At 67.5% G+C, this 23,259-nt stretch carries 20 protein-coding genes and 3 tRNA genes; 11 read left to right on the top strand and 12 right to left on the bottom strand.

Translation table 11 applies throughout. The features are described 5' to 3' along the window. The first annotated feature begins 97 nt into the window (after window positions 1-97). Window positions 98-1,324: a cytochrome P450 gene (locus AWC12_RS06660; protein ID WP_085173082.1), complete on the top strand. Its 1,227-nt coding sequence runs from the start codon at window positions 98-100 to the stop codon at window positions 1,322-1,324. A gap of 5 nt (window positions 1,325-1,329) precedes the next feature. On the opposite strand, the gene AWC12_RS06655 is transcribed toward AWC12_RS06660, so the two are convergent. From AWC12_RS06655 to AWC12_RS06620, 8 genes are all read right to left on the bottom strand, one after another. Further along, window positions 1,330-2,505 (bottom strand): LLM class flavin-dependent oxidoreductase, encoded by a 1,176-nt coding sequence (locus AWC12_RS06655; protein WP_085173148.1) that lies wholly within the window; start codon window positions 2,503-2,505, stop codon window positions 1,330-1,332. A 222-nt stretch (window positions 2,506-2,727) separates the two neighbouring features. Next, window positions 2,728-5,106, bottom strand: coding sequence for a lysylphosphatidylglycerol synthase transmembrane domain-containing protein (locus AWC12_RS06650; protein WP_024444982.1), 2,379 nt, complete (start codon window positions 5,104-5,106; stop codon window positions 2,728-2,730). A gap of 135 nt (window positions 5,107-5,241) precedes the next feature. Continuing rightward, window positions 5,242-5,550, bottom strand: a complete 309-nt coding sequence (locus tag AWC12_RS06645) for a hypothetical protein (RefSeq protein ID WP_234813850.1) — start codon at window positions 5,548-5,550, stop codon at window positions 5,242-5,244. Window positions 5,551-5,700: 150 nt separating this feature from the next. Continuing rightward, window positions 5,701-5,985, bottom strand: coding sequence for a hypothetical protein (locus AWC12_RS06640; protein WP_024444980.1), 285 nt, complete (start codon window positions 5,983-5,985; stop codon window positions 5,701-5,703). Between the two features lie 172 nt (window positions 5,986-6,157). Beyond that, entirely contained in the window at window positions 6,158-7,882 is a 1,725-nt protein-coding gene (gene recD / locus AWC12_RS06635; protein ID WP_085173081.1) for an exodeoxyribonuclease V subunit alpha, read from the bottom strand. Continuing rightward, complete coding sequence (gene recB / locus AWC12_RS06630; RefSeq protein ID WP_085173079.1) at window positions 7,879-11,199, bottom strand: exodeoxyribonuclease V subunit beta; 3,321 nt, start codon at window positions 11,197-11,199, stop codon at window positions 7,879-7,881. Before recB ends, recD begins: the two co-directional genes overlap by 4 nt. Continuing rightward, window positions 11,196-14,483 carry an exodeoxyribonuclease V subunit gamma gene (recC, locus tag AWC12_RS06625; RefSeq protein WP_085173077.1) on the bottom strand — a complete coding sequence of 1,096 codons (3,288 nt, stop codon included), beginning with the start codon at window positions 14,481-14,483 and terminating at the stop codon, window positions 11,196-11,198. The genes recB and recC overlap by 4 nt, the downstream gene beginning before the upstream one ends. Window positions 14,484-14,584: 101 nt before the next feature. Continuing rightward, window positions 14,585-15,331 (bottom strand): DUF3060 domain-containing protein, encoded by a 747-nt coding sequence (locus AWC12_RS06620; RefSeq protein ID WP_165762773.1) that lies wholly within the window; start codon window positions 15,329-15,331, stop codon window positions 14,585-14,587. Between the two features lie 133 nt (window positions 15,332-15,464). On the opposite strand from AWC12_RS06620, the gene AWC12_RS06615 reads away from it, so the two are divergent. Next, entirely contained in the window at window positions 15,465-16,568 is a 1,104-nt protein-coding gene (locus tag AWC12_RS06615) for an NAD(P)/FAD-dependent oxidoreductase (RefSeq protein WP_085173075.1), read from the top strand. On the opposite strand, the gene AWC12_RS06610 is transcribed toward AWC12_RS06615, so the two are convergent. Both AWC12_RS06610 and AWC12_RS06605 read right to left on the bottom strand, forming a co-directional pair. Next, window positions 16,546-17,538 (bottom strand): magnesium transporter CorA family protein, encoded by a 993-nt coding sequence (locus tag AWC12_RS06610; protein WP_085173073.1) that lies wholly within the window; start codon window positions 17,536-17,538, stop codon window positions 16,546-16,548. The genes AWC12_RS06615 and AWC12_RS06610 overlap by 23 nt on opposite strands. A 102-nt stretch (window positions 17,539-17,640) precedes the next feature. After that, window positions 17,641-18,342, bottom strand: coding sequence for a crotonase/enoyl-CoA hydratase family protein (locus AWC12_RS06605; RefSeq protein ID WP_024444973.1), 702 nt, complete (start codon window positions 18,340-18,342; stop codon window positions 17,641-17,643). 150 nt (window positions 18,343-18,492) lie between these two features. On the opposite strand from AWC12_RS06605, the gene AWC12_RS31850 reads away from it, so the two are divergent. Further along, window positions 18,493-18,627: a hypothetical protein gene (locus tag AWC12_RS31850; protein ID WP_268743618.1), complete on the top strand. Its 135-nt coding sequence runs from the start codon at window positions 18,493-18,495 to the stop codon at window positions 18,625-18,627. Here the strand turns inward: AWC12_RS31850 and AWC12_RS06600 are convergent. Continuing rightward, window positions 18,613-19,644 (bottom strand): phospholipase effector Tle1 domain-containing protein, encoded by a 1,032-nt coding sequence (locus tag AWC12_RS06600; protein WP_085173071.1) that lies wholly within the window; start codon window positions 19,642-19,644, stop codon window positions 18,613-18,615. The two genes, AWC12_RS31850 and AWC12_RS06600, sit on opposite strands and share 15 nt — an antisense overlap. Before the next feature lie 127 nt (window positions 19,645-19,771). Beyond that, complete coding sequence (locus tag AWC12_RS06595; RefSeq protein ID WP_024444638.1) at window positions 19,772-20,488, bottom strand: MBL fold metallo-hydrolase; 717 nt, start codon at window positions 20,486-20,488, stop codon at window positions 19,772-19,774. A 111-nt stretch (window positions 20,489-20,599) separates the two neighbouring features. Here AWC12_RS06595 and AWC12_RS06590 point away from each other — a divergent pair. From AWC12_RS06590 to secE, 8 genes are all read left to right on the top strand, one after another. After that, window positions 20,600-20,672 (top strand) — tRNA-Thr (locus AWC12_RS06590). A 32-nt stretch (window positions 20,673-20,704) separates the two neighbouring features. Next, window positions 20,705-20,778 (top strand) — tRNA-Met (locus tag AWC12_RS06585). A 41-nt stretch (window positions 20,779-20,819) separates the two neighbouring features. Then, window positions 20,820-20,987, top strand: a complete 168-nt coding sequence (rpmG, locus tag AWC12_RS06580; protein ID WP_003929651.1) for a 50S ribosomal protein L33 — start codon at window positions 20,820-20,822, stop codon at window positions 20,985-20,987. A gap of 66 nt (window positions 20,988-21,053) precedes the next feature. Beyond that, a complete protein-coding gene (hadA, locus tag AWC12_RS06575; protein WP_024444639.1) occupies window positions 21,054-21,533 on the top strand; it encodes a (3R)-hydroxyacyl-ACP dehydratase subunit HadA in 480 nt (159 codons plus the stop codon). Continuing rightward, complete coding sequence (hadB, locus tag AWC12_RS06570) at window positions 21,520-21,948, top strand: (3R)-hydroxyacyl-ACP dehydratase subunit HadB (protein WP_085173069.1); 429 nt, start codon at window positions 21,520-21,522, stop codon at window positions 21,946-21,948. Before hadA ends, hadB begins: the two co-directional genes overlap by 14 nt. A gap of 10 nt (window positions 21,949-21,958) precedes the next feature. Next, on the top strand, window positions 21,959-22,504 hold the full coding sequence (hadC, locus tag AWC12_RS06565) for a (3R)-hydroxyacyl-ACP dehydratase subunit HadC (protein WP_085173067.1): 546 nt from the start codon (window positions 21,959-21,961) through the stop codon (window positions 22,502-22,504). A 125-nt stretch (window positions 22,505-22,629) separates the two neighbouring features. Continuing rightward, window positions 22,630-22,702, top strand: a tRNA-Trp gene (locus tag AWC12_RS06560). A gap of 85 nt (window positions 22,703-22,787) precedes the next feature. Continuing rightward, window positions 22,788-23,240 carry a preprotein translocase subunit SecE gene (gene secE / locus AWC12_RS06555; protein WP_024444642.1) on the top strand — a complete coding sequence of 151 codons (453 nt, stop codon included), beginning with the start codon at window positions 22,788-22,790 and terminating at the stop codon, window positions 23,238-23,240. Window positions 23,241-23,259: the final 19 nt, after the last annotated feature.

The raw sequence follows: 23,259 nt of genomic DNA, 5'->3' as shown, positions 1-23,259 counted from the left end.
ACATACGTTTCCGTACAGAACTTCGATTTCGGCAAACAGTCTTTATTAACGGAAGCGCTGAGAAATTGGCGACCGCCCATGTGCCATACTTTAAAGTATGGAGTCAACACCTCGGATCGAATGCCCCACCGATCCGTCGGTTCTCAGCCCGTTCTGGGACAGCGACATCGACACACGCCTCTCCGCATTCGCTGTGATGCGCGAGCGCAGCGACGGGGTCGAGTTCATTCCGCAGCGGTCGGGAGCCGGCTTCTGGTCGGTCACGTCCCACGCCGCGGTACGCGCGGTGACCCGGGATCCGGCGAGTTTCACCAGCACGCGGGGTTTCTCGCTGGACGACATGCCGCCCGAACTGCTGGAGGTGCTCGGCTCGATCATCGCCATGGATGACCCCAAGCATCAGCAGTACCGCCGACTGGTGCAGGTCGCGTTCTCGCCCAGGGCGATCCGGCAGATGACGGACTACGTCGGTGAGCTTGCAACCGAGATCGTGAAAACAATCAGGGAGCGGCGCGAATTCGACTTCGTCGAAACCGTCGGCGCCAATCTGCCCTTCCAGGTGATCGCCGACCTGTTGGGCATCCCCGTCAGCGACCGTCCCGCGCTCCGGGAACTGATCGATCTCATCCTCGGCGTCAATGATGGACAGGTCAGCGACGTCGACACCAGCTTGCGGGCCGTCGCGGAGTTCTTCGAATACACCATCGACCTGGGCCGAAGCCGGCGGCAGAACCCCGGTGACGACATCACCTCGCATCTGATGCATGCCGAAGTCGACGGAAAGCGCCTGACAGCAACAGAGTTCGGGTCATTCGTCATCTTGCTGGCCGCGGCGGGCAACGACACCACACGTACCGGATTGACGTGGGCGATGCATCTGCTGAGCCGGCACCCGGAGCAGAAGCACGCGCTGGCCGGCGACTTCGACGGCCAAGCCGCCAACGCCATCGAGGAGGTGCTGCGCTGGTCCTCGCCGGTGCTGCACATGCGCCGCAACGCCACCGTCGATGTCCAGCTCGGCGAGCACGTCATTCCCGCCGGAGACAAGGTGGTGGTGTGGTACCTGGCCGCGAATCACGATCCCGGCGTCTTCGTGGATCCGGCCCGCTTCGACATCAACCGTGAGAACGCCCGCGACCACGTCGCCTTCGGTGCAGGGGGCCCGCATTTCTGTCTGGGTGCGGGCCTAGCACGAATGGAGATCCGGGTAGTGCTGGGCAAGCTACTGGCGGCATTCCCGAATCTGCACACCACCGCACCGCCGGATCCGCTGCGGTCGGTATTCGTTCACGGAATCAAGGCGCTACCTTGCGCAATTGACTGAGATCGTCAGCGCGTCGCGCCCACGAACGGGATCGAGGACTTTGCAACGGCTTTCGCATCAGGGGCGTACAGGCCTCGTTCCCGTAACAGCGGCACCACTCCCTCGCCGAGCCAGAACAGCTCCTCAAGGTGCGGATAGCCGGAGAAGATGAATTCGTCGATACCGACCTCGGCGTACTCGGCGATGCGGTCGGCGACCTCGGTGTGGCTGCCCACCAGTGCGGTGCCGGCGCCGCCGCGCACCAGGCCCACGCCCGCCCACAGGTTCGGCGCGATCTCCAGGGAGCGGGCGTCGTGCCAGCTTCCGTTCGCGCGATGCTGCTCGTGGAGAGCGAGCATGCGCTTCTGGCCTTCGGATTGGCTGCGGCTCAGCCCTTCCTGCGCATTGCGCACCGTCTCCTCATCGAGGGCGCCGATCAGTCGGTTCGCCTCCGCCCACGCCGCGGTGGAGGAATCGCGGGCGATCACGTGGAGCCTGATCCCGAAGCGTGGCTTCCTGCCTTGCTTGGCCGCCAGCCTGCGGATCCAGTCGATCTTCTGGGCCACGGCGGCCGGGGGCTCACCCCAGGTCAGGTAGACGTCGGCGTGGCGCGCCGCCACCGGGCCGGCGGCGGCGGAGCTGCCGCCGAAGTACAACGGCGGCACCGGGTTCGGCAGTGTCGCCAGCGAGGCGTTCTCGACCTTTATGTGCTCGCCGTCGCGCGAGACCGTCTGGCCGTCCCACAGCCGGCGCACGACGTCGAGAAATTCGTCGGCGCGGGCGTATCGGCTGTCCTTGTCGAGGTGGTCGCCGAACGCGCGCTGCTCGTGTGCCTCGCCGCCGATCACCACGTTGAGCAGGATCCGGCCCGGGGCGTGCCGCGCGAAGGTGGCCGCCATCTGGGCGGAGAGCGTGGGGCTGACGAGGCCGGGCCGGAATGCCACCAGGAAACCAAGTGACGTTGTCTCTCTTGCCAACAGCGCAGCGGTGATGAAGGCGTCCTCACACCAGGCGCCCGTCGGAATCAGTGCACCGGTGAAGCCGAACGTCTCGGCGGCGCGCACGATGGATGCGAGGTAGTCGATCGATGCGTCGCGATCGCCACGTGCCGCGCCTGCCGGTGTGCCGTGACCGCCGCCGACGATCAGCCGGCTGTCACCGTAGGTCGGGAGGAACCAGTGCAGTTTGATCGCATGAGTCACCACGAAATCTTCCCCGCCGCCGCTGGAGCGGTCACCGGTTTGCGTCACGCCGATTCTTTGGTCCGCTGCGCGCGCTCGTTCGCGGCGAGGGTGCGCGAAATGCCAAAGATTGCGGCGTGTCGCCGAGCAGACGCGCGCGCTCGCGGTGCGGGGCTCGCCGAGCAGACGCGCGCGCTCGCGGTGCGGAGCTCGCGGTGCGGAGTTCGCGGTGCGGAAGGGTGCTCAGACCATCTCTTTGTTGGTGAGCCACCGCATGATCGGCCAGCCGAGGAACACCGGCAGCCAGCAGGTCAGAATCCGGTACAGCAGCACCGAGGGCACCGCCACCGCGGCGGGCACGCCGAAGGCCGCGAGCCCACCGATCAGCGCCGCTTCCACGGCGCCGACACCGCCGGGGGTCGGAGCGGCCGAGGCCAACGTTCCGCCGACCATCGTCACGATCGTGACGGTGATGAAGCTGGCATCCCCGCCGAAGGCCTCAATGCTCGCCCACAGCGCCAGAGCCGATCCGAGAGTTGTTGTCGCACAACCCACGATGATGATCGCCAGCCTTTTGGGCTCGCGCGCCAGCAGCACCAGGTCGTCGAGAACCTCCTTGAGCTTCGGCCTTACCGCGGTGCCCAGCCAGTGCCGCAGCTTCGGCACGAACAGCGAGATGCCGATCGCGCCGAGCACCACGCCGGCGATCAGATAGATCACCGTCGCGTCCGGTACGAAACGCGACAGATCCGCCGATGCGCCCGCGACGGTGCTGAAGATGATCAGCAGCGTGATGTGGGTGATCACCTGCACCGACTGCTGCATCGCCACGGCGGTGGTGGCCCGCAGCGCGCCGAGCCCACCCTTCTGCAGGAACCTGGTGCTCAGCGCGAGGCCCCCGACGCCCGCAGGCGTCGTCGTGGCGGCGAACGTGTTGGCCACCTGCATGACCGACAACGTCCAGAAACCGACCATCCCGTCCGCGCACGCCCACAGCGCCGCCGCCGCACCCAGGTACTTCAGCGCTGAGACGAGCAGCCCGGCCAGCGCCCACCACCAGTTCGCCGACTGCAGCTCGGAGAAGAACACCGGCACCGAGCTGATGAACGGGTATGCGACGTAGACGAGCGCGACCAGCAGCACGATCTGGATCAGCTGGCTCCTGGTGAAGCGGGTGATCGTCGCCGTCTTGATCTGATCGGCGCCGGTTTGCTGCTTGACCTCGTCCCGGAGAGTGGCCATCGCGGTGCCCGCGTCGCGCACCGAGTCCCGAACGCGTTTGGGCACAGCGGCTTTCGTCAACCGGCGCGACGCCGCGAGCACGACGTCGTTACCGAAGACGGTGATGGCCGCCGCGACGGCCTTCGGAGCGCCGTAGAGGTCGGCCGACGTGATGAGCAGCTGGGCGACGTCGGTGTGCAGGTGCGCGTCCGACGCGCCGTACTCGGCGCTGCTGAAGCCGCCGAACACCGGTGTGCCGTCGACGACGGTGATCTCGGTGCCGCGCAGATCGCCGTGCGAGATCTGCTGACTGTGCAGCACCCCCAGCGAATCCCAGACCCGGCTCACCGGAATGTCCTCGGCGCAGCCCTCGATCGGGGTTCCACGGGCGGGCTTGTGCGCGTACACCGTCCAGCCGCGGTCCAGTGTGGCCACCGCGATCGGAGACGTGTTGGCCATCCCCAGGTTGCCGACGGCCAGCGCCATCAGCGCGCGGTGCTCGACCGCGCGGCGCATCGACGGCTGGATCGGCGCGGTTTCGCTGTCGCGCAGCCGCAGCTTGCGCCAGAACTGGCGCAGGAAGCCGCCCCCGCGCTGATGCGGTCCGTACAGTTCGACGATCGCGCTCTCGCCGTCTGGCCCGTCCTGGGTGGCAGTCAGGACCATCGGCCCCTGGCCTGCGGGACGGACCACCTGCAGCGCGGACACCGGGAAACCCCGGCGGGTGATCGCGCGGACCGCCCCGTCGAGGGGAACCTCCAGCGCCGGGGTACCGCTGACAAGTACGACCAGTGCACCGACAAACCACCCGACCGCCAGGCCGAGCAGCGACCGAGCCGGGACGACCGCGCTGACGACCAGGTGGATCGGCACGAATGCCAGCAACAGCGCCCACCACCAATGTCGCCATCGCGCGGGCAACCACGGTCCCGACACCGTCAGCACCGCCGCCAGCATCGCGATCCACCGCGGGTCGTCGAGGAATTGCGACAGCAGCGTGTCGAGCCGCTCGGTCAGGTCGAAATGCCAGCGCGGCGCGGCGATGCCATTTCCCGTGATCGACAACGCCAGAATGGCGAGAATTCCGGCTGCGGCGTAGGCGCCCAGCAGTTTCCACTGCCGCGCGAGGACCAGACCGATCAGGATGAAGAACGGCAATCCGAGAATGGCGATGCCGTAGATGAGATAGACGGTGTTCGATTGCGTCGGGCTGAGCACTCCGACGATTCCGGAGATCGAACGCTCCAGCGCGTCCCACTCGTTTCGGGTGATCAGCGAGCTGGTGACGATGACGACCAGGAACAACCCGGCAAGTGACAGCCGCACGATGTCATTGGTGCGTCGGGTCAGCGGCTGGAGCAGGTTGCCTGAGACAGCGACGTCCCGCCCGTCAACTCGCATGTGCCAACGATCTCTCCGATGTGGTCGTGAACGGCTATCGGCTCACCGACAAAATAGCGACTGTTCGGTGACGATCGGAACATGCGGATCCGCCGAGACCGCATCGGTGACGCAGTCTCGGCGGATGGCGATGCTTCAGCGCACGCTGACGTAGTACACGTAACCGGTGATCGTCTGCTGGTAGGTCCGGTTGCTGAATTCATCCATAACGGTTCCTCGGACCGCCGGGCCGCGGGTGATGCGGACGACTTCGGCCTGGTCCAACGGCGTCGCGGACAGCCGGTGGATGAGGACGCGGTTGCCTTCGGCCTCCAGCATGCTGATCGTGGAGACGGCGCCGCCCATCGGGGCGGCGGCCGCCGGGGCGGCGAAACCGATGACGGCCGCAGCGGCGGCCAACCCGGCCGCTGCGGCGATGGTCTTGCGGGTGGGCATGATGTTCATGGCGGTCCGTCCTCTTTCTGGTGTATTCGGATACCGCTGAATGGTGTCGTCGTCCCGGAGATTCGTTACATGGATAGTTCGGGCGGGAAAATGCGGGAAAATGCGGAAAGGGCGCCCCGCATTTGCGGGACGCCCCTTCTGCGTGGCGTACTAGCGGACGGCGACGTAGACGAGGCCCTCCGCCCCGGCGCTGTCGGCGTCCCAGGCCATTTCCCGGACATCGGCGCCCGTGCGCACGGAGACCACCGAGGCCTCCTGCAGCGGGACGTCCGACAACCGGTCGACGATGACCCGATTGCCCAGCTTTTCGAGCTGGCTGATGGTCTCGCTCGCGCTCCCGGGACCTGACGGCCCCGCACTCGCGGCACCGGCCAGCCCGAAGGCCGCGGCAGCGAGTCCGGCAGCAATGCCGGTGGCGATGGTGAGGTACTTCATGAGTGGTTTCCTGCTCTTCCCTTGTTCGGGTCGGAGCCGTGGAGCGAATCGCGCGGTTCTGACAACGGTTTAAACCGCCAAGACCGCAAAATCATTTCTGGCGGCCCGCCGAGACTGCACTGGCGGCGAAGAAGTTCGAGAACGGGCCGCGTGGAATGCAGTTTCGGCGAAACTACCGGGAGGCCAAGCGCCGGGCCAGGCCGGAAGCGCGGGTGGCGCGGCGGCCGACCGCGGCGCGCACCGATGCCTCGGTGCCGACGACCTGGACGCGTTTCTTGGCCCGGGTGACGGCGGTGTAGAACAGCTCGCGGGTCAGCAATCGGGAATCCGCGGGCGGCATCAGCACCGTCACCTCGTCGGCTTGACTGCCCTGGCTCTTGTGGATCGTCATCGCGAACATCGTGTCGACCTCGCCCAGGCGCCCCGGCGCGAACTGCAGCGCACCGATGTGCGCCCGCAGCCCCTCCGGCGCCGCGACGACGACGCCCGTGTCGCCGTTGTAGACGCCCAGCCCGTAGTCATTGGCGGTGACCAGCAGCGGCCTGCCGGGGTACCACTGCGACCACATCGACTGCCCTGTTCGGTCCGAGAGCCAGCGTTCCACCCGGCGATTCCACTGCGTCACCCCGTAGGGGCCGTTGCGATGCGCGCACAGCAGCCGGTGCGTGTCCAGGATGGCCAGGGCCGACCCGGCGTCGCCGAGGAGCGCGGCCTCCCGCAGCGCAGCCGCCCGCTCGGCCAGTGGCTCACGCAGGGCGTCGGACGGGTCATCGGTGTCGAGCCACGCGACCGCGTCTCCGCCCCCACGCAGCAGATCGACGGTGGCATCGGCGTCGCCGGCGCGGATCGCCTGGGCCAGCGCGCCGATTGCCTCCCCGAAGCGGTGCGAGGTCTGAAGCTCGACGACTCCGGATCTATTTCCCGTCGCTTCGCTCGCCCTGGGCCTTTTTCCCGTCGCTTCGCTCGCCCTGTTGCCGCCAAGCCCTTCGACGAGATCGGCGAGCACGGCCCCGGCGTCGACGGAGGCGAGCTGATCGGGATCGCCGACGAACAACAGCCGGGCATCGGGGCGCACCGCTTCCAGCAGCCGGGCCATCATCGTCAGCGACACCATCGACGTCTCGTCGACCACGATCACGTCGTGGGGGAGGCGGTTGCCGCGGTGATGACGGAATCGCGACGAGGTGTCCGGGCGGCTGCCGAGCAGCCGGTGCAGCGTCGTCGCCCGCAGCCCCGAGAGCCTGGCCTGATCGACGTCGGCGAGCTTGCCGACCTCACCCGCCACCGCGTCGGCGAGCCGGGCAGCGGCCTTTCCGGTGGGTGCGGCCAGCGCCATCCGCGGCGGAGGGGCACCTGCGCTGTCGGCCTGCTCGGCGATCGCGGCCAGCAGCCGGGCGACGGTCGTCGTCTTCCCGGTGCCCGGCCCGCCGGTCAGCACCGTCAGCGGTTGCCGCAATGCGGCGTCGGCGGCGGCCCGCTGCTCCTCCCATCCGGCGGGGAACAGACGGGCGAGGTCGGGCACGGCGGTGCGCGGCGGCGCGGCCAACAGCGCCAACACGTCGTCGCACACCTGCTGTTCCTCCCGCCAGTAGCGATCGAGGTAGAGCAGATCCGTCGTCGTGTCCGAGTACAGACGTAGCACCTGCAGGCCGGCCAGCGCGCTGGCCTCGACGGCGTCGCGCCACCGCCGTGGTTCGGGCCAGGGCAGCTCCGGCATCCCGACCTGCTCGGCGATCGCTCGCAGGTCCACACAGACCGACCCGCCCCGCACCGCCCGCACCGCCAGCGCGACGGCGAGTGCGACCCGGTCGTCGGCTTCTTTGCCCAGCGCGCTCAATCGTTGTGCCACATGAAGATCCGCAGGCTCCAACAGTTCGGCAAAGGCGTCGATCGTCATACCGCCTCCGCTCCGACGTCCAACAGAGCGGAGAGCGCCTCGATCAGCATCGCGGGTGGCTGCCAGCTGAAGACCCCCGCCGGATGCCCGTCGACCACCGGCGTGCCCGCACCGCACATCCCTCGCACGAACAGGTACAACACCCCGCCGATGTGTTCCTGCGGTGAGTATCCGGGCACTCGCCACCTCAGGAAACGGTGCAGCACAACGCAGTACAGAAGCGCCTGCAGCGGATAGTCGGAGTGCAGCATCGCCTCCGCCAGACGTGGCCGCCGGTAATCCGCGGCGGTCAGCGGCCGCCCCGGCTCGCCCAGCCAGTTCGTCTTGTAGTCGACGACGACGTAGCGGCCGTCGACGCGCAGCACCGCGTCCAGTGAGCCGTTCAGGTAACCCTTCAGGGGCTGGGTGGCCAGCGCGCTGCCGGTCAATCGGTCGGCGTAGGGTGCCAGCAAGTCGTCGGAGGGTAGGTGCTCGCCGAGCAGGTGGCCGACATCGGCCAGGGAGATCACCGGAGCCGTGCCGCGCCGGTCACCCCCGGCGAGCGGGAACTCGAATTCCAACTCGCGCAACCGGTCTCGTAAGCCGATGTCGCGCAGCGTCACGCCGGGCAGCAGCGGCCCCAGCGGCGTGTCGTGCATCGGGACCAACGCCGCGGCGAGGTCGGCCGGTGCGACGTCGACCGGCCACCACAGCGAGTGCTCGCCGATCCTGGCTTCCAGTTCGGTCGCAAGGTCGGTGGCGAGCGGGTCGGCCGTCTCGAGTACGGCGTGAACCAGCGTGCCGAACGTCGCGCCCATCGGCAGTTCGCCCATCGGGGACGGCACCTCCGGGGTCGCGGGATCGGCAGGCGGCTCGGGTAGCGGCACCTCGCCGGTCTCGTCGTCGAGCTCGACGACCTCGGGTTCGCTGCTGACACCCGGCGCGGCGTCGGCCGCCCGCACCAGTCCTGAGTAGGACGTCCGCCGCCACGAGGCGTCGATACGGCGATGAAAGTGTCGCGCTTTTAATTCGTCTGGGGGAGCGGGTGATTCGATGTCCGCCAGGGGGGCGACGATCGACTCCTCGAGGACGGGCCCGCCCCGGTCCGCCCATGCGCGCAGCAGAGCCATCGCGTCGGGGTCGTCGATGCGTGCGGGATCGCAGCGGTCCGGTATCACCGGGTCGCCTGGCGCACGGCCGCGCAGCAGTCGTGACAGACCGCCGTTGGGTTCGTCGTTGGACGGGGCCCACCACGCCACCACCTGCGACTGTGCGCGGGTCATCGCGACGTAGGTGAGGCGGACGTCGTCTCCGGCGGCCTCACGCCGACCCTGCTGCTGCACCGCCGTGAAGTCGGGGCTGAGCTCGCCGCCGATGTGCAGGCAGCGGGTGTCCCCGTCGTGGAACATCGTCACGTCGCGCGTCTGGATGTTGCGGTTGAACGCGAACGGCAGGTACACGACCGGAAACTGCAGACCTTTGCTCACCCACACGGTCATGATCTGCACCGCCGCTGCATCGCTGTCCAGGCGCCGGTTGCGCTCGACGGTTCCGCCGCGCTCACCTCGCTGCGTGCGCAACCAGTCACGCAGCGCCGGCAGGCTGAAGTGCTCGCGGTGGGCGGTGTCGTGCAGCACCTGGGTCAGATGGGCGAGATCGGTCATGTGCCGCTCGCCGTCGACCCAGGACAGCACCCGCTCGTCCATGCCGCGCAGCTGTGCGGCGGCGAACACCGCCGCGACACCCCGCTCGCGCGCGAAATCCGCCCACTTGCGTAGCGTCTCGGCGACCTCGTCGGTCAGCGAATCGCCCTGCTGTGCAAGGTCTTGAGCGGTGTTGCCGAAAAACATCGTCGTCGCGGCGGCCCGCACCAACCCGGAGCGGTGCGGCTGATCGAAGGCCTCGAGCAGGCACAGCCAGTCGTCGGCAGCGGAGGAGCTGAACACATCCGAGTCGCCGGTGTAGACGGCGGGCACCCCGGCCCGGGTGAGTGCGTCGAAGCAGGCATGACCGTCGCGGTGGCTCTCCACGATGACCGCGACGTGCTTGGGTTCAAGCGTGTCTGCGCAGAATGTCGCCCCGCTCGCCAGCAGCGCCTTGACGTCTGCCGCGAGGTCCGTCGGGATGTGCTGGCGCAATTTGTCGATCGGGATGACGCGGTCGGGTCTGGTACCGAACTGGTCCCGGTTGACCACCCGCAGCCGGAACGGCGCGTTGTGCGGCGCGCCCTGGAGACGGTGCTCGCTGTGGTTCGCCTCGACGTGGTGTACGACGATCCGCGGATCTCCGAGCTGGGCGCCCCGCATGACGGCCTGCAGGCTGTCGACCAGAGGTCCGTCGCTGCGGTAGTTGGTGCCGAGGGTCTTGCGCACGCCCGCGGTCGACGCGGCATGCAGGTAGGTCACGATGTCGCCACCCCGGAACGCGTAGATCGCCTGCTTGGGATCGCCGATCAGGATCACCGTGGAGCGTCCGCTGAATGCGCGGTCGATCACCTGCCACTGCACCGGATCGGTGTCCTGGAACTCATCGACCATCACGATCGACCACCGGCGCTGCATCCGTGCTCTGGCCGGCGAATTCGGCGCCTCCAGCGCGTCGGCCAGCCGTGACAGCAGGTCGTCGTAGTGCAGGATCCCGAGCTTGCGCTTGCGCGTTTCCAGCTCCGCGCACACCGCTCTCGCGAAGTGCACCCGTACCGCGGGATCGAAGCCGGGCGCCGGATCCTGCGGCCTCAGCTCGGTGTGCGCGTTGGCAACGACCTCGCGCGCCAGGCTCAGCGCGGCATCGTAGGACAGAAGCGGTTCGTCTCGCTGCTGCCCGAAATGCGCCAGGTACACATCGTCGACGATCTCGGCCACCAGATCGTCGAGGCTCTCCACCAGCTCGACACCGGAATCGGTGTCACCGGCCACGCCGAGCGAGCGCAGCACCAGCTGACAGAACTGATGCGTGGTGGCGATCGTCGCGGCGTCGAAACCGGCCAGTGCGTCACGCAGCCGCCGCTGACGTTCCGCGCGCTCCTCCGGGGAGCCGGCCAGTAGATGCGCAATGATCTCGTTGTCTGCCGGCGTTGCCGGATCGTCGAAAGCCCGCAGCGCATCCCGGATCTGGCTGCGCACCCGTTCCCGTAGCTCCTGACTGGCCGCGCGGCCGAACGTGATCAGCAGCATCTGGTCCAGGGGCGCCACACCTTCGGCGACGTAGCGGGTGACGAGCCCGGCCAGGGCGAACGTCTTGCCTGTCCCGGCACTGGCTTCCAGCACTGTCGTGGTCCGCGGTGCCGGCAGCGGGCCGAGAAGATCGAAAGGTTCCGTGTCTTCGAAGGGTCCTGTCACTCTGCGGCCCTCTCAGCATGCAGCATCGGCAGCCACAGCCGTGCGGCGTAGGCGCCCAGCCGAGTCTTCTCGCCGTCGCACTCCTCTCCGGGCCGCACCGGTGTCATCAGGACCTCGACCGGGGAACGCCGACCCCAGACGAGTTCGTGCGCAGGCTGGGAGTTCTCACCGGGGAACTTGCCCGTGTTCCACCTGAAGCGGGCCTCGCGTTCCGGCCAGCCGCGGCTGTACCGCGCCTGGGCCCACGCGTAGGACGTCTTGAGCGGCAGCGGAATTGGTACGCGCCGACCCGCGTCGTACATCGCGACCAGGTCGCGCAACACATCGGCTGCGGACTCCGGCGGTCCGAGCACACGCTGTTTCGTCTCGGCACCTCTCCCGCCCCGACCGATACACACCGCCAGCCAGTCCGTGCCCGAATGGCGAGCGGTCAATGCCACCAACCGAATCCAGGACGCCAGCAGGTGTCTACCGTCCAGTTTGGAGTACGTGACGTCCACCATCCGCTCGCCGTACAGCCCCGGGACGGTGCCGGTGACCCGCCGATGCGGCCCGATCTGGACGTCGATGTCGACCGCCCTCGGCTCTTGGTTGCGGTGCTGCCGCGCCGCGTCGGACAGGGCGGCCGAGCGCGCCGCGATCTCCTGGCTCCTGCGCCAGCCGAGGCGTCCGGGAGGGAGCGACCCGCGGCGCCACTCCGCTTGCTGCGCGTCACCGGGCGTCATGCCGCGCAGCATGTCGTCGAGCATCCGGTCGCCGATCTTCCACTCCTGCAACGCATCGACGTCGACAGGCATAGCGTCGTCGATGGCGTCGACATCCCACGGCAGGGTGTAATCCAGTGCCCGGAAGAAGCCCTTGACGGGGTCGCGGAAGAACGCGACGAGCTCGTCGAGCGCGACATCGGTGGGCGGCTGCGCGGGCAACGGCTCACCGAGAAGGTGGGGACGTTGCTCGCGGTGACCGGCCGCGACCCGGGCCGCGGCGAGCGTCGTCGTGTCGAAGGTGAACGGCTCGCCCGCAGGCATACCGAGCGCCCCCGGGGTGACGTTCTCGATATCGAAGGGCTGCAACGGATGTTCGATGAGGACGTGCGTGCGCAAGGGCTCCGGTGTGGTGAGATCGAGTGCGTCGAGCAGCTCCACCACCGGCACGGCGGGCGGCGTGCGCTGACCGCTGTACTCATTGGTCCCCGCATAGGTGAGCACCAGCTTCTCGGTCGCCGCGCCGATGGCGTCGAGCAGCAATTGGCGGTCTTCGGAACGAATGTCGCGTTCGCCGGTCATCGGCTCACGGGCGAGCACGTCGTCACCGTCGATCGCGCCCGATCTGGGGAAGACGCCGTCGTCGAGACCGACCAGGCAGACCACGCGATGCGGCACCGATCGCATGGGGACCATCGTGCACACCGTCAGGGTGCCGGTCCTGAAGTTGGCGCGTGTCGGTCGTCCCGCGAGGTGGCGATCCAGTAGCGCCCTGACATCGGAGAGACGCAGCATGATGTTGCTGCGGCTGCCCGCATCGGTGCGGATCGCGTCGAACTCGCGCTCCATCTGGCTGATCTGCCACAGGTCGGTGTCGGCGACGGCGGTCAGCGCGTTCACGCCAGCGGACAGAGCGGTCAGCCAATCGCTCAACGGCCCTGTCCCCGATAGTGATTCGACGGCGACCCGCAGGCTCTCGACGTAATCCGCGAGGCGGCCGGCGAGCTCGACCCGATTGCTGCTCACGTCATCGAGGGGAAGGGTGGTGTCCAGCCAGGCGTGCGAGTCATCCGACATCGCGACACCGGCCAGCACCCGGTCGATCCCAAAACGCCAGGTGTTCTGCACGAAGTCGACCCCGTACGGATGGCGGTGGTCGCGGTCGAAACCCCACCGAATGTTGGCCTCACGCACCCAGTTCCCGATCGCGTCGAGGTCGTCGTCGGAGAATCCGAAGCGGTGCCGAACGGGAGGAGCCTCCGCCAGATTGAGAACCTCGCTGGCAGTGGCACGTCCGCCGGCGAGCCCGAGCAGCTCCCGGGCGACGGCCAGCAGCGGATTGGTCTGGGTGAGTGCGCGGTCGGCCAGTTTCACCCGCAGCTGGTGGGCGGGATGCGCTCCGGCGACCACGTCCCCGAGACCGAAGCCCGCGACGATCAGCGGTGCGTAGGTCTCGATGTCGGGGCACATGACAAGGATGTCGCGCGGCTCCAGTGTGGGGTCGTCGGCGAGCAGACCGAGCAGCACCTCCCGCAGTACGTCGATCTGGCGCGCCGGACCGTGGCAGCTGTGCACCTGCACCGACCGGTCCGCCGGATCGAAGGAACGTCCCTGCGGCCGTGCGGCGTTGGCAGCGATGTCGGATTGCAGCCAGCCGAGCAGGGTGGCCGGGCGCGCGGCGGAACCGAGACACTCGTCGGTCTCCAATGCGGCGGGCAGACCGCGCTGCAGCTCGCGCAGGTCTCGGCCGAGCGTGGCGAGCAGGGGATGGCCGGCGTCGCGGTGCGAGGTGTCGTGGCGGCGGGGCACAATGCCGCCGACGGAGCGCAGCGATTCCCACAGGCGCTCGCTGGGATGCGGGAGCCACAGGTGCAGTTCGTGATGGGTGCTCAGCGCCGCGAGTAGCTCGACCTCGGTGGCAGGCAGCCGGGTGTGCCCGAACAGCGACAGCCTGTCGGGCAACTCGCTGCGCGAAGCCTGCAGTCGTGCAATGGTTTCCGCATGCCGGACGTGTGGTGGATCGGCGTCCACCCTGGCGAGCAGGACGCGGTAGAGCTCTGGTTGCCACCTCAGGTCGACATCCAGGTCCCCAGTGCGGCCCTCGGCCCAGCCGGCGAGCAGCATCGGTCGCTGGCTGGCATAGGACGCGAACAGGCCGGCAAGCCTACGGGCGACCGCGTACCGCCTACCCGCGCGCAGCTCCTTCTCCTCCCCGGTGGCCGCTTGGCCCAGGTGGGTGGCCAGTGCGGCGCACCAGGGCTGATCGAGGCTGTCGTCGATCGCCTCGAGCAAGGGCCATACCATCGCGTCCGGTGCCCACGGGTCGTCATGGACGGCCCCCGTCAGTTCGGCGATCAGCGACCGAGGGTGGCGGAACGTCACACCGGCGCAGATCCCGTCTCCTTCGGAACTCGCCCCGAGGATGTGCGAGAGCCGCTGGCTGAGCCACCGTTCTGTGCCGCGCGCCGACACCAGGACGAGGTCTTCGGCGAACGGATCGGCGGGCGGGACGGCCAGCAGTGCGCCGAGGCCGTCGGCCAGTAGATCGGTGCGGTCGGCCCGGTGGAGGTGGAACGCCATCGACGGTCAGACTACGAGGGCCCCGGACAGTTCGTCGGCGACCCTCCCGAGCAGCGCCTTCGAGAACTGACCCGACAGTCTTGGCGCCGTCGTTCTTTCGCTCACCCTTGCTCGACGACGTTGTCGGGTCCACTGTTGGTGATCTGCGGTTCACCCGAGCGGTATGTCACGCGGTTCTCGAAACCCGACGCGCTGATGGTCTGCGCGGTGTCGACGGTGACGATGTTTTTTATGCCCGAGACGGACACGACACCGCAACTGCCCTGAATTTCGACGACGTTCTCCACGCCGCTGACGCTCACGGTTCCGCCGTTGCAGACGATGGTCTGGTTCTTGTCGACGCCGCTGACGCTGACCGAGCCGCCGGCCTGGACCGTGATGACCTGATCTTCCGGATCGATCGGAGGGATGCCGACGGGCGGCGTGGGAGTGTCGAGTGGGCCGCCGCCGCCGGAGATCGAGGGACTGGGGTCGAAACTGTAGGTGTCGGGGTCGGCAGTGTTGAAGTACAGGACGATGGCGGCGACCCCGGCCGCGATGATGCCGCCGACGACCAGCGGGATCATCCACAGCGCAGTGGTCGATGAGCGCTTCTGGACGACCTGCTGGGGGGCCGAGTAATACGGCGATGTGTACTGCGGTGTGCCGTACTGGGAGCCGTACTGCCCGTAGGGCTGCGCCTGATAGGGGTCCGATGACGGCGGCGGCGGCACGTACTGATAGGGCTCGGTCGAGGGCGTGGGCGGTGCTTCGTAGGGCTGGGTGCCCAGCTCGTTGGACTGGGCCCGATCGGCGAGCGGGCGCTCGAGATCCCGGATGCGTGCTTCGGGATCCCCGTAAGGCTCCATGCGCAGATATTTTCACATCTGATCGCCGATGCTCAACGATTACCGGGCGGCACATGCCAGCGAATCTGACCAAAGGCTGACACCCGGCCCCGTGCCGGGATTGGGGTGCATTCAATGGTGGTACTCCCGAAGAATGGCGGCACCGGGATTTCTCGCCATCGGCAGTGGTCCGGCGGGCATCAGCGCGGCGGAGACCTTTCGCCGCAGGCATCCGCACATCCCCGTGCGGATTCTGTCCTCCGACCCTGCACTTCCCTACGCCAAGCCCCCTCTCAGCAAGGATTTCCTCGGCGGCGGTCACACGAATCTCGACCTGCACAGCGCGGGGTGGTTCGCCCGCCACAACATCGACCTTCTGCTCGGCGTGACGGTCGAACACATCGACGTCGACGCGCAGGAGGTTGTCACCCGCGGTGGTGCGCGGTACCCGTACTGGCATCTGGTTGTGGCGTCGGGTTCAGCCGCCGTTCCCCTCGGTGTACCCGGCGGAGACACCGCGCAGCCGCTGCGTTCGTTCGCCGATGCAGTCGCCCTGAAGATGGCCGCCCGCTTCGCAGACTCCGCCGTGGTCATCGGCGGCGGGCTGATCGGCTGTGAGACCGCGAGCTGTCTGGCGCGCCTCGGGCTCGCCACCACCGTCGTGGTCCCCGAAGACGTCCCGCTGCACCGCAGATTCGGGACCGACGTCGGCAAGCGGGTGGCCGACATCCTCGCCGACGCCGGCGTGCGCGTGGTGACCGGCGCGACCGTCGAAGCCGTCGGCGATACCACTGTCACCCTGTCCTCGGGCGACACCATGCACGGTGACGTCATTGTTGCCGCCACCGGGGTGCGACCCGACATCCGGCTGGCCGCCGAAGCCGGCCTCGCCACCCGCGGCGGCCGCGTCGTCGTCGACCAGCACATGCGCACCTCGGTCCGGAACGTCTACGCCGCAGGCGATGTCACCATCGCCCACAACGTGGCCGCCGGCAGGCCCGTCATCGCCGAACACTGGCGCGATGCAGCGCAGCAGGGTCTCGTGGCCGGCCTCACCGCGGCGGGGGCCTCCGCCAAATGGGACAAGGTACCCGGATTCACCTGCGCCATAGGGCAATTCGAGTTGAGCTACCGCGGTTGGGGCGGCAGTTACGGGTCGTCGGACCTCACCGAGCGTGCCGACGGCTTCTTCGTGACCTACCGGACCGCGGGCCGTGTCGTCGGAACCCTCGACGTCACAGCCAATCCCGCGCTTTGAACATCCAGTACAGCACCAACACGATGATGACGATGATCGAAGTGCTGGTCACAAAGCCGCCCAACGTGTCGATACCGGGATACGCGACGTTCTGGCCGTAGAAGCCGGTGATGGCGGTCGGGACGGCGATGATCGCCGCCCAGCCCGTCAGCTTCTTCATCACCGTGTTCAGCCGTGCGTCCTGAAGCGACAGATTGGTTTCGAAGACCGTGGTGATCATGTCGCGCAACGATTCCGTCCACTCGGACACCCGCAATACGTGGTCGTACAGGTCGGCATACACGGGGTCGAGTTCGACCGAGGTCTTGGCGTCCATCCTGCGGTGTTGGATCGCCGTGACGACCTCTCGCATCGGCAGGACCACCCTGCGTAGGGCCACGAGGTCCTTACGTAGCTGAAATGTCTTGCGCTGCAATCCTCCCCGCAGGGGCTTCTCGGCGAACAGGTCGTCCTCGAGGCCTTCGATGCTGTCGTCGAGCGACTGGACCGCGTCGAAGTGGCCGTCCACCACGACGTCGAGCAGGCCGTGCACCAGCGACCCGACGCCGTACTCCTGGCCGCCGAGCTCGTCGAAGCGCTGCGACACCTTGTCCATGTCGAAGTGCGGTGACAGGCGCACCGTGATCAGGCCGCGGGGCAGGACGAATCCGGAGATCCGATGAATTTCCAGGGTGGGCTCGGCCGGATCCTCGGGCCGCGGGTCCATCACCGACACCCCGTACACCGTGAAGAACGTGTGAGACCTGTAGACGACAGCCTTCGTCCGCTCGGCTTCGGCGAGGGCGTCCTCGACGGCCCACTCGTTCAGGCCGAGCTCGACCGCCAGATCTTTGAGAATGGCGTGGTCGGGGTCGTAGATGTCACACCACACCAGGGTGTCCTCGGAGGCCAGGCAGTCCGAGATCTTCGAGAACTCGAAATCGTCGACGGGCTTGCCGTCGCGCCAGATTCGGCCCCGGATATGGGTCACGGAGCCATCATCGCACCCGGCACTCGCGCGAGCGAGAAGCCAGGGCTGTGAAAGCGATCGGAATCGCAGCCGGGAATGCTATTCCGCGGAAGTGCGGGGTAGTCAGCCGAGGCTGAATTCGGTTGCCAGACCGTCGATCCCCGCCTGGATCGCGTCGAGCGCACCCTTGCGTGCTTTGAGCTTGGTGGCGAGGTGGGCGCCCGCGTTCAGCGTCGCCGCCGCCTCGGCGGCCACCTGCTGGGCCCGGGCGAGGACCTGGTCGGCCTCGACGATCTCGTCGAGCCAGCCACCCGCGACGGCCTCGTCGCCGGCGAACGTGGCGGCCAGTGCGGCGCCGCGCTCGAACGCGGCGGGGGTCAGTCGCGCCCGCATGATCTCCAGCGCCGAGATCGGGATGGTCATGCCGATCGCGACCTCGATGGCCTGGCATCTCGTCTTCGGTTGTCCGACACGGTGATCGGCCGAGAGCAGGAGGAACGATCCCATCGCGATCGCGGGACCCGTCGCGGCGATGATCACAGGAACCGGAAATGTCAAGGTGCGCAGGGAGAGTTTGAACCCCCCGGCAAGCATGCCCAGCGCCGCCGCGGCGTCCCCGGACTGGAACACCGCGAGATCGAATCCGCCGCTGAACACCCGGGCGTTGCCTGCGAGCACGACGGCCTTGGCCTTGTCCGCCTCGGCGCGGTCGAGGGCGTCGTTGATGGCGGCCTGCATAGCGGGGCCGAGCACATTCACCTTGCCGTCGTCGAGGGTGATGGTGGCGACGGAATCCGCGAGCTCATAGGACACGGTGCTGGTCATGGGACGAACGTAACAGCACTACCTAGGCGGGCTGGGCCGGGCTGCGTGAGAAGGCGTAGTGCACTACGCACGACTTCGGCGGCGCGGATTCCTAGCGTCGGTTCAGCGCGGTACACGAGGGGGTACCGCGCCCCAGCCAAAGGAGATGCCATGCGCGCGAAGCGGAAGCGGCCGGTCGAACATCTGGAATCCGAGCGCGCTGCCAGGCGCCGCCGCGCACGCCGCACCAGCGGGGTGCCGCGGCTCGGTCTGTGGGAGTGCGGGGTCGGCTCAGCCTGGAAGTAGTTCGGGGACGGCCAGTGCCGGGATCTCCGTGATGGACGGGGGTGTCACGGGGCCCGGCACCAGCCGTTCGGCGCGGGACGCCCAGTCGGTGTCGGCCCACGTCACGCGCGCCGGCAGCCGCCGCCAGTACGACGGATGCGCCCGCAGGTAACTCTCGACGCTCGCGTGTACATACGCGTCGTCGGGCAGCTGACGGAACGACACCGTGTGGGTGGTGCCCGCCAGCGCATCGTCGGCAGTCGGCACAGCCCGCTGCGGGCACCGCCGCACCAGGGCCCCAGCCTGCTCGGCGCCGTCGAGCACCCAGTCGAGGGCGATGCCCGCCAGCGTGGAGCACGCATTGTGGCCTCCGGCGACGTCGCAGTGGGCGCCGCGGAACCACACTTCCTGCACGGCGGTGCCGGAGCCTGCGAGCAACTGCATACCGAACCGCTGCCCGGTGCCGTCGATGGCGACCGCGTGCCTGGTCGCGAGCACGTTTCCCGCCAGCGGTGCCGCACCGGCACGCGACAGCGCGACCGTGTCCCACAGCCCGAGGAAGTGCACGTCCACCGCCACGGTGAAGCGTCCGGACAGGCAAGCGGCGAGCCTGCCGATGTGCTCCCAGTCCGTGTCGTCGCGGTGAGTGCGGGGCAGGACATGCGTGGACAGCACGTACCGGCGCAGATCCTGGGGGTCCCAGCCGGGAATGTCGTCGCGCAGCACGCCGACGGTCCCCAGCAGATGTGCCAGCGCCCGCGCGCAGGCGGCGCCGCGACCCGCGCCCAGCAGGAAAAGACGATCCCCGGGTGACCACTCGGCAACCAGGAAGTCGTATGCCTGCGCGATCGCCGCGCGCGCGGCGTCCACCCCGTTGGTACGACCGCGGAATAGGCCACCCGCGCCGGCGCAGGCCGAAGTCCACACGACCTGCTCGTCGCTTGAGCTCATGAGATCTGCTGCGGCGGTGGCATTGGTGGTTCCCCCGGTACCACCGATGCCACGCGCACCGTCGAAACACAGCGCGATGTTCTTCACGAAGACCCCCCACGTAAGTGTGGTTAGCGCCGGTTCCTGAGTTTGCCAGAATGGCTGCCGGGCGTCTTCGATTTGACGATTCGGAGGGCGCTTATTGGCTCAGTGACATCTCAACGGCAGTTTGGCATCAGCCGCCCATCAGCATCCGCCACTGGTCCAGATTGCTCGCGCGGTACACGTAGTTGGTGCTGCGCACGTCCGACAGCGACGCACTCGGTTCAGCGGAATACCAGTGGCCGGGGAAGACGGTGGGGTCGCCGGACAGCTGCGCGAGCGCCTGCAGGCTGCGGAACATGTCGTCGACGTTGCCGCCGGGGAAGTCGGTGCGCCCGCAGCCCTCCAGAAAGAGGGTGTCGCCGGCGACGAGGCGCCCGTCGAGCAGGAAACACTGGCTGCCGGGGGTGTGGCCCGGAGTGTGCAGCAGCTCGATGTCGATGTCGCCGACCGACACCTTGTCGCCATGCTGATGGCGGGTCAGTTCACTGCCCGCGATGCCGGTGATCCGCGAAACCCAGTCGGCTTCGTGGGCATTGACGTGCACCGGAACGCTGGTCCGCTCGAGGAGTTCGGCCAGCCCCTTGAGCTCGAAGCCCATCATCGAACCGCCGATGTGATCGGGATGGTGGTGGGTGACGAGCACTCCCGACAGGTGCATGCCGTCGGCCTCCAGTGCGTCCACCAGGTCCTGTGCCGCGTACGCCGGGTCGACGACGACGGTGTCGCCGGTCTCGCGGTCCCCGATCAGATAGGCGAAGTTGCGCATCTGCTGGGCGATCATGTCGCCGACAGCGAAGTCGCGGCCCGAAAGCATCTGCTTGAAATAGAGGCGGTCGGTGTCAGCCATGGGGCCAGCGTAGGCTGAACGCCGCGAAAGCCCGCCGACGACCAGCGGTTTGGCGCCGGAAACGGGGAGAATGTACCCTCTTTAAGGCTCGCGGCACTTTCGCGGGCGCAGGCCCCCTTAGCTCAGTCGGCAGAGCGTTTCCATGGTAAGGAAAAGGTCAACGGTTCGATTCCGTTAGGGGGCTCGGTGGATACGGGCTTTGTGCCCGGGAGCCGGGGCGGTGTAGCTCAGCTGGTTAGAGCGCACGACTCATAATCGTGAGGTCGGGAGATCGAGCCTCCCCACCGCTACAAGCAACGAACGCGAACGTAGAAGAAAAGAGACGACTGACGTGGCCTCCAGTACTGACGTACGGCCCAAGATCACCTTGGCCTGCGAGGTGTGCAAGCACCGCAACTACATCACCAAGAAGAACCGCCGCAACGATCCCGACCGCCTCGAGATCAAGAAGTTCTGCCCGAACTGCGGTAAGCACCAGGCCCACAAAGAGTCGCGCTGAGCGACACGACTGGGCCGGCGCCGCGATGCAACGGTTGCTGAGGCCTTCTAGGTAGGTTCAACACTCGTGTCTTTCCTGGACGCTCTCGTCGGGGTGCACTACCGCTACCCCGACCATTACGTCGTGGGACGCGAGAAGATTCGCGAGTACGCCACCGCCGTCAAGAACGACGATCCGGCGTTCTTCGACGAGGAGGCCGCCGCAGCGCTCGGGCATGACGCGCTGGTGGCGCCCCTGACATTCCTGTCGATTTTCGGCTACCAGGCGCAGTTGGCGATGTTCTCGGCGAACAACGTCGGCATCAGTGACGCCAAGATCGTCCAGGTCGACCAGGTGGTCAAGTATTTCTTGCCGATCAAGGCGGGCGACACCCTGTACTGCGACGTGTGGGTGGACTCGATCCGCAAGGCGCACGGCACCGACATCATCGTCACGAAGAACATCGTCACCAACGAGAAGGGCGATGTCGTTCAGGAGAACTACACCACCCTCGCGGGGCGTAGCGAAGAAGACGGAGAGAGTGGCTTCACAGATGGCACTGCGTGAGTTCAGTTCGGTCAAGGTCGGCGATCAACTGCCCGAGAAGGTCATTCCGCTGACGCGGGCCGACCTTGTCAACTATGCGGGCGTGTCCGGCGACCTCAACCCCATCCACTGGGACGACGAGATCGCCAAGCAGGTCGGCCTCGACACCGCGATCGCGCACGGCATGCTGACCATGGGTCTCGGTGGCGGATACGTCACCGCATGGGTTGGCGACCCCGCCGCCGTCACCGAATACAACGTCCGCTTCACCGCCGTCGTCCCCGTCCCCAACGACGGTGTGGGCGCCGAGATCGTGTTCAGCGGCCGCGTTAAATCCGTTGACCCGGAAGCGAAGTCGGTCACCATCGCGCTGAGTGCCACCGCCGGCGGGAAGAAGATCTTCGGCCGCGCCGTCGCAGTCGCGAAGCTGGCATAGGTAGGTAGAGATGGCACTCAAGACAGACATCCGCGGGATGGTCTGGGAATACCCGGACGTCTTCGTCGTGGGTCGTGAACAGATCCGCCAGTATGCGAACTCCGTCAAAGCCAAAGACCCCGCGAGCCACGATGTGGCCGCGGCATCGGAGCTCGGGCACAGCGGCCTGATCGCGCCCCCGACGTTCATGTCGATCTTCGCGGTGATGATTCAGAACCATTTCTTCCAGCACGTCGACGTGGGTCTGGAAACCCTGCAGATCGTGCAGGTGGATCAGAAGTTCCTGTTCCACCGCCCGATCCAGGAGGGTGACCGGCTGCGCGGCGCGCTGACGATCATGACTGTGGATGAACGTTTCGGCGCCGACATCGTTACCACCCGCAATGTGCTGACCGATGACACCGGGGCCGTCGTCATGGAGTCTTTCACCACCCTCATGGGCCACGAGGGTGACAATTCGATCTCCGCCGGATGGGACCCCGAGACCGGTCAGGTACTGCGCAAGCCGGTCCAGCACGTAGATGCGGCGTCCGGCGCCGCCACCGGTACGGATTAGTAACTGGGACCCGGGTCGCGCTACACTCGGGCTTCGGGGTTTTCCCAGTTAAGCGCGCTGTCCGTCGGCTCGGATCGACCGAACGGGGAGCGCGCAAATTGTGTGAGCCCTGAACACATCGCTGAAGGGGCGTAGCTCAACTGGCAGAGCAGCGGTCTCCAAAACCGCAGGTTGCAGGTTCAAGTCCTGTCGCCCCTGCTCAACTGAATACTCGACAAGGGTGGAAACTCGTCCGGTTGCAATACTGGAAGGTGACCACCCGGCAACGAACGAAAGGCATGCGGTGAGCGACGAGCGCGACGGTGTCAGCTCCGCGGACACCGACAGCGGCAACGAGACCGACGACGGGGACACCCGCGGCCAGACCGCGGTGGTGACGCGGCCCATGCGGCCCACCGGAAAGCGGTCGCGTCGCGTGGTCGACGAGACCGACGCCGAGGATTCCGACGATGCCCCCGAGGCAGACGGTTCGGGATCCAAGGACGACGGCAGCGGCCCGAAACGCAAGAAGAAGACGGCCAAGAAGCCCAAGGACGGGCCCTCGCGGAACCCGATCGCGTTCGTCATCAACTACCTGCGGGAAGTCGTCGGCGAACTCCGGAAGGTCATCTGGCCCAACCGCAAGCAGATGGCCAGCTACACCACCGTCGTGCTGTTCTTCCTGATCTTCATGGTGGCGATGATCGGTGGGGTCGACCTGGGCCTGGCGAAGCTCGTGACCTGGATCTTCGGCTGACCGCAGCCACCGGCACACG

The sequence above is a fragment of the Mycolicibacterium iranicum genome, from assembly GCF_002101705.1.
In the GTDB taxonomy this organism is placed as follows: Bacteria; Actinomycetota; Actinomycetes; order Mycobacteriales; family Mycobacteriaceae; genus Mycobacterium; species Mycobacterium iranicum.
The sequence above is the reverse complement of the archived record's forward strand: the minus strand, read 5'-3'. Positions and strand labels throughout refer to the sequence as shown.

Coding starts and splice junctions, on each gene's coding strand:
- AWC12_RS06660 (WP_085173082.1), top strand. CDS start 98: ATGGAGTCAACACCTCGGATCGAATGCCCCACCGATCCGTCGGTTCTC.
- AWC12_RS06650 (WP_024444982.1), bottom strand. CDS start 5,106: ATGCGAGTTGACGGGCGGGACGTCGCTGTCTCAGGCAACCTGCTCCAG.
- AWC12_RS06645 (WP_234813850.1), bottom strand. CDS start 5,550: ATGAACATCATGCCCACCCGCAAGACCATCGCCGCAGCGGCCGGGTTG.
- AWC12_RS06640 (WP_024444980.1), bottom strand. CDS start 5,985: ATGAAGTACCTCACCATCGCCACCGGCATTGCTGCCGGACTCGCTGCC.
- recD (WP_085173081.1), bottom strand. CDS start 7,882: ATGACGATCGACGCCTTTGCCGAACTGTTGGAGCCTGCGGATCTTCAT.
- recC (WP_085173077.1), bottom strand. CDS start 14,483: ATGGCGTTCCACCTCCACCGGGCCGACCGCACCGATCTACTGGCCGAC.
- AWC12_RS06620 (WP_165762773.1), bottom strand. CDS start 15,331: ATGGAGCCTTACGGGGATCCCGAAGCACGCATCCGGGATCTCGAGCGC.
- AWC12_RS06615 (WP_085173075.1), top strand. CDS start 15,465: ATGGCGGCACCGGGATTTCTCGCCATCGGCAGTGGTCCGGCGGGCATC.
- AWC12_RS06605 (WP_024444973.1), bottom strand. CDS start 18,342: ATGACCAGCACCGTGTCCTATGAGCTCGCGGATTCCGTCGCCACCATC.
- AWC12_RS31850 (WP_268743618.1), top strand. CDS start 18,493: ATGCGCGCGAAGCGGAAGCGGCCGGTCGAACATCTGGAATCCGAGCGC.
- AWC12_RS06595 (WP_024444638.1), bottom strand. CDS start 20,488: ATGGCTGACACCGACCGCCTCTATTTCAAGCAGATGCTTTCGGGCCGC.
- hadB (WP_085173069.1), top strand. CDS start 21,520: ATGGCACTGCGTGAGTTCAGTTCGGTCAAGGTCGGCGATCAACTGCCC.
- hadC (WP_085173067.1), top strand. CDS start 21,959: ATGGCACTCAAGACAGACATCCGCGGGATGGTCTGGGAATACCCGGAC.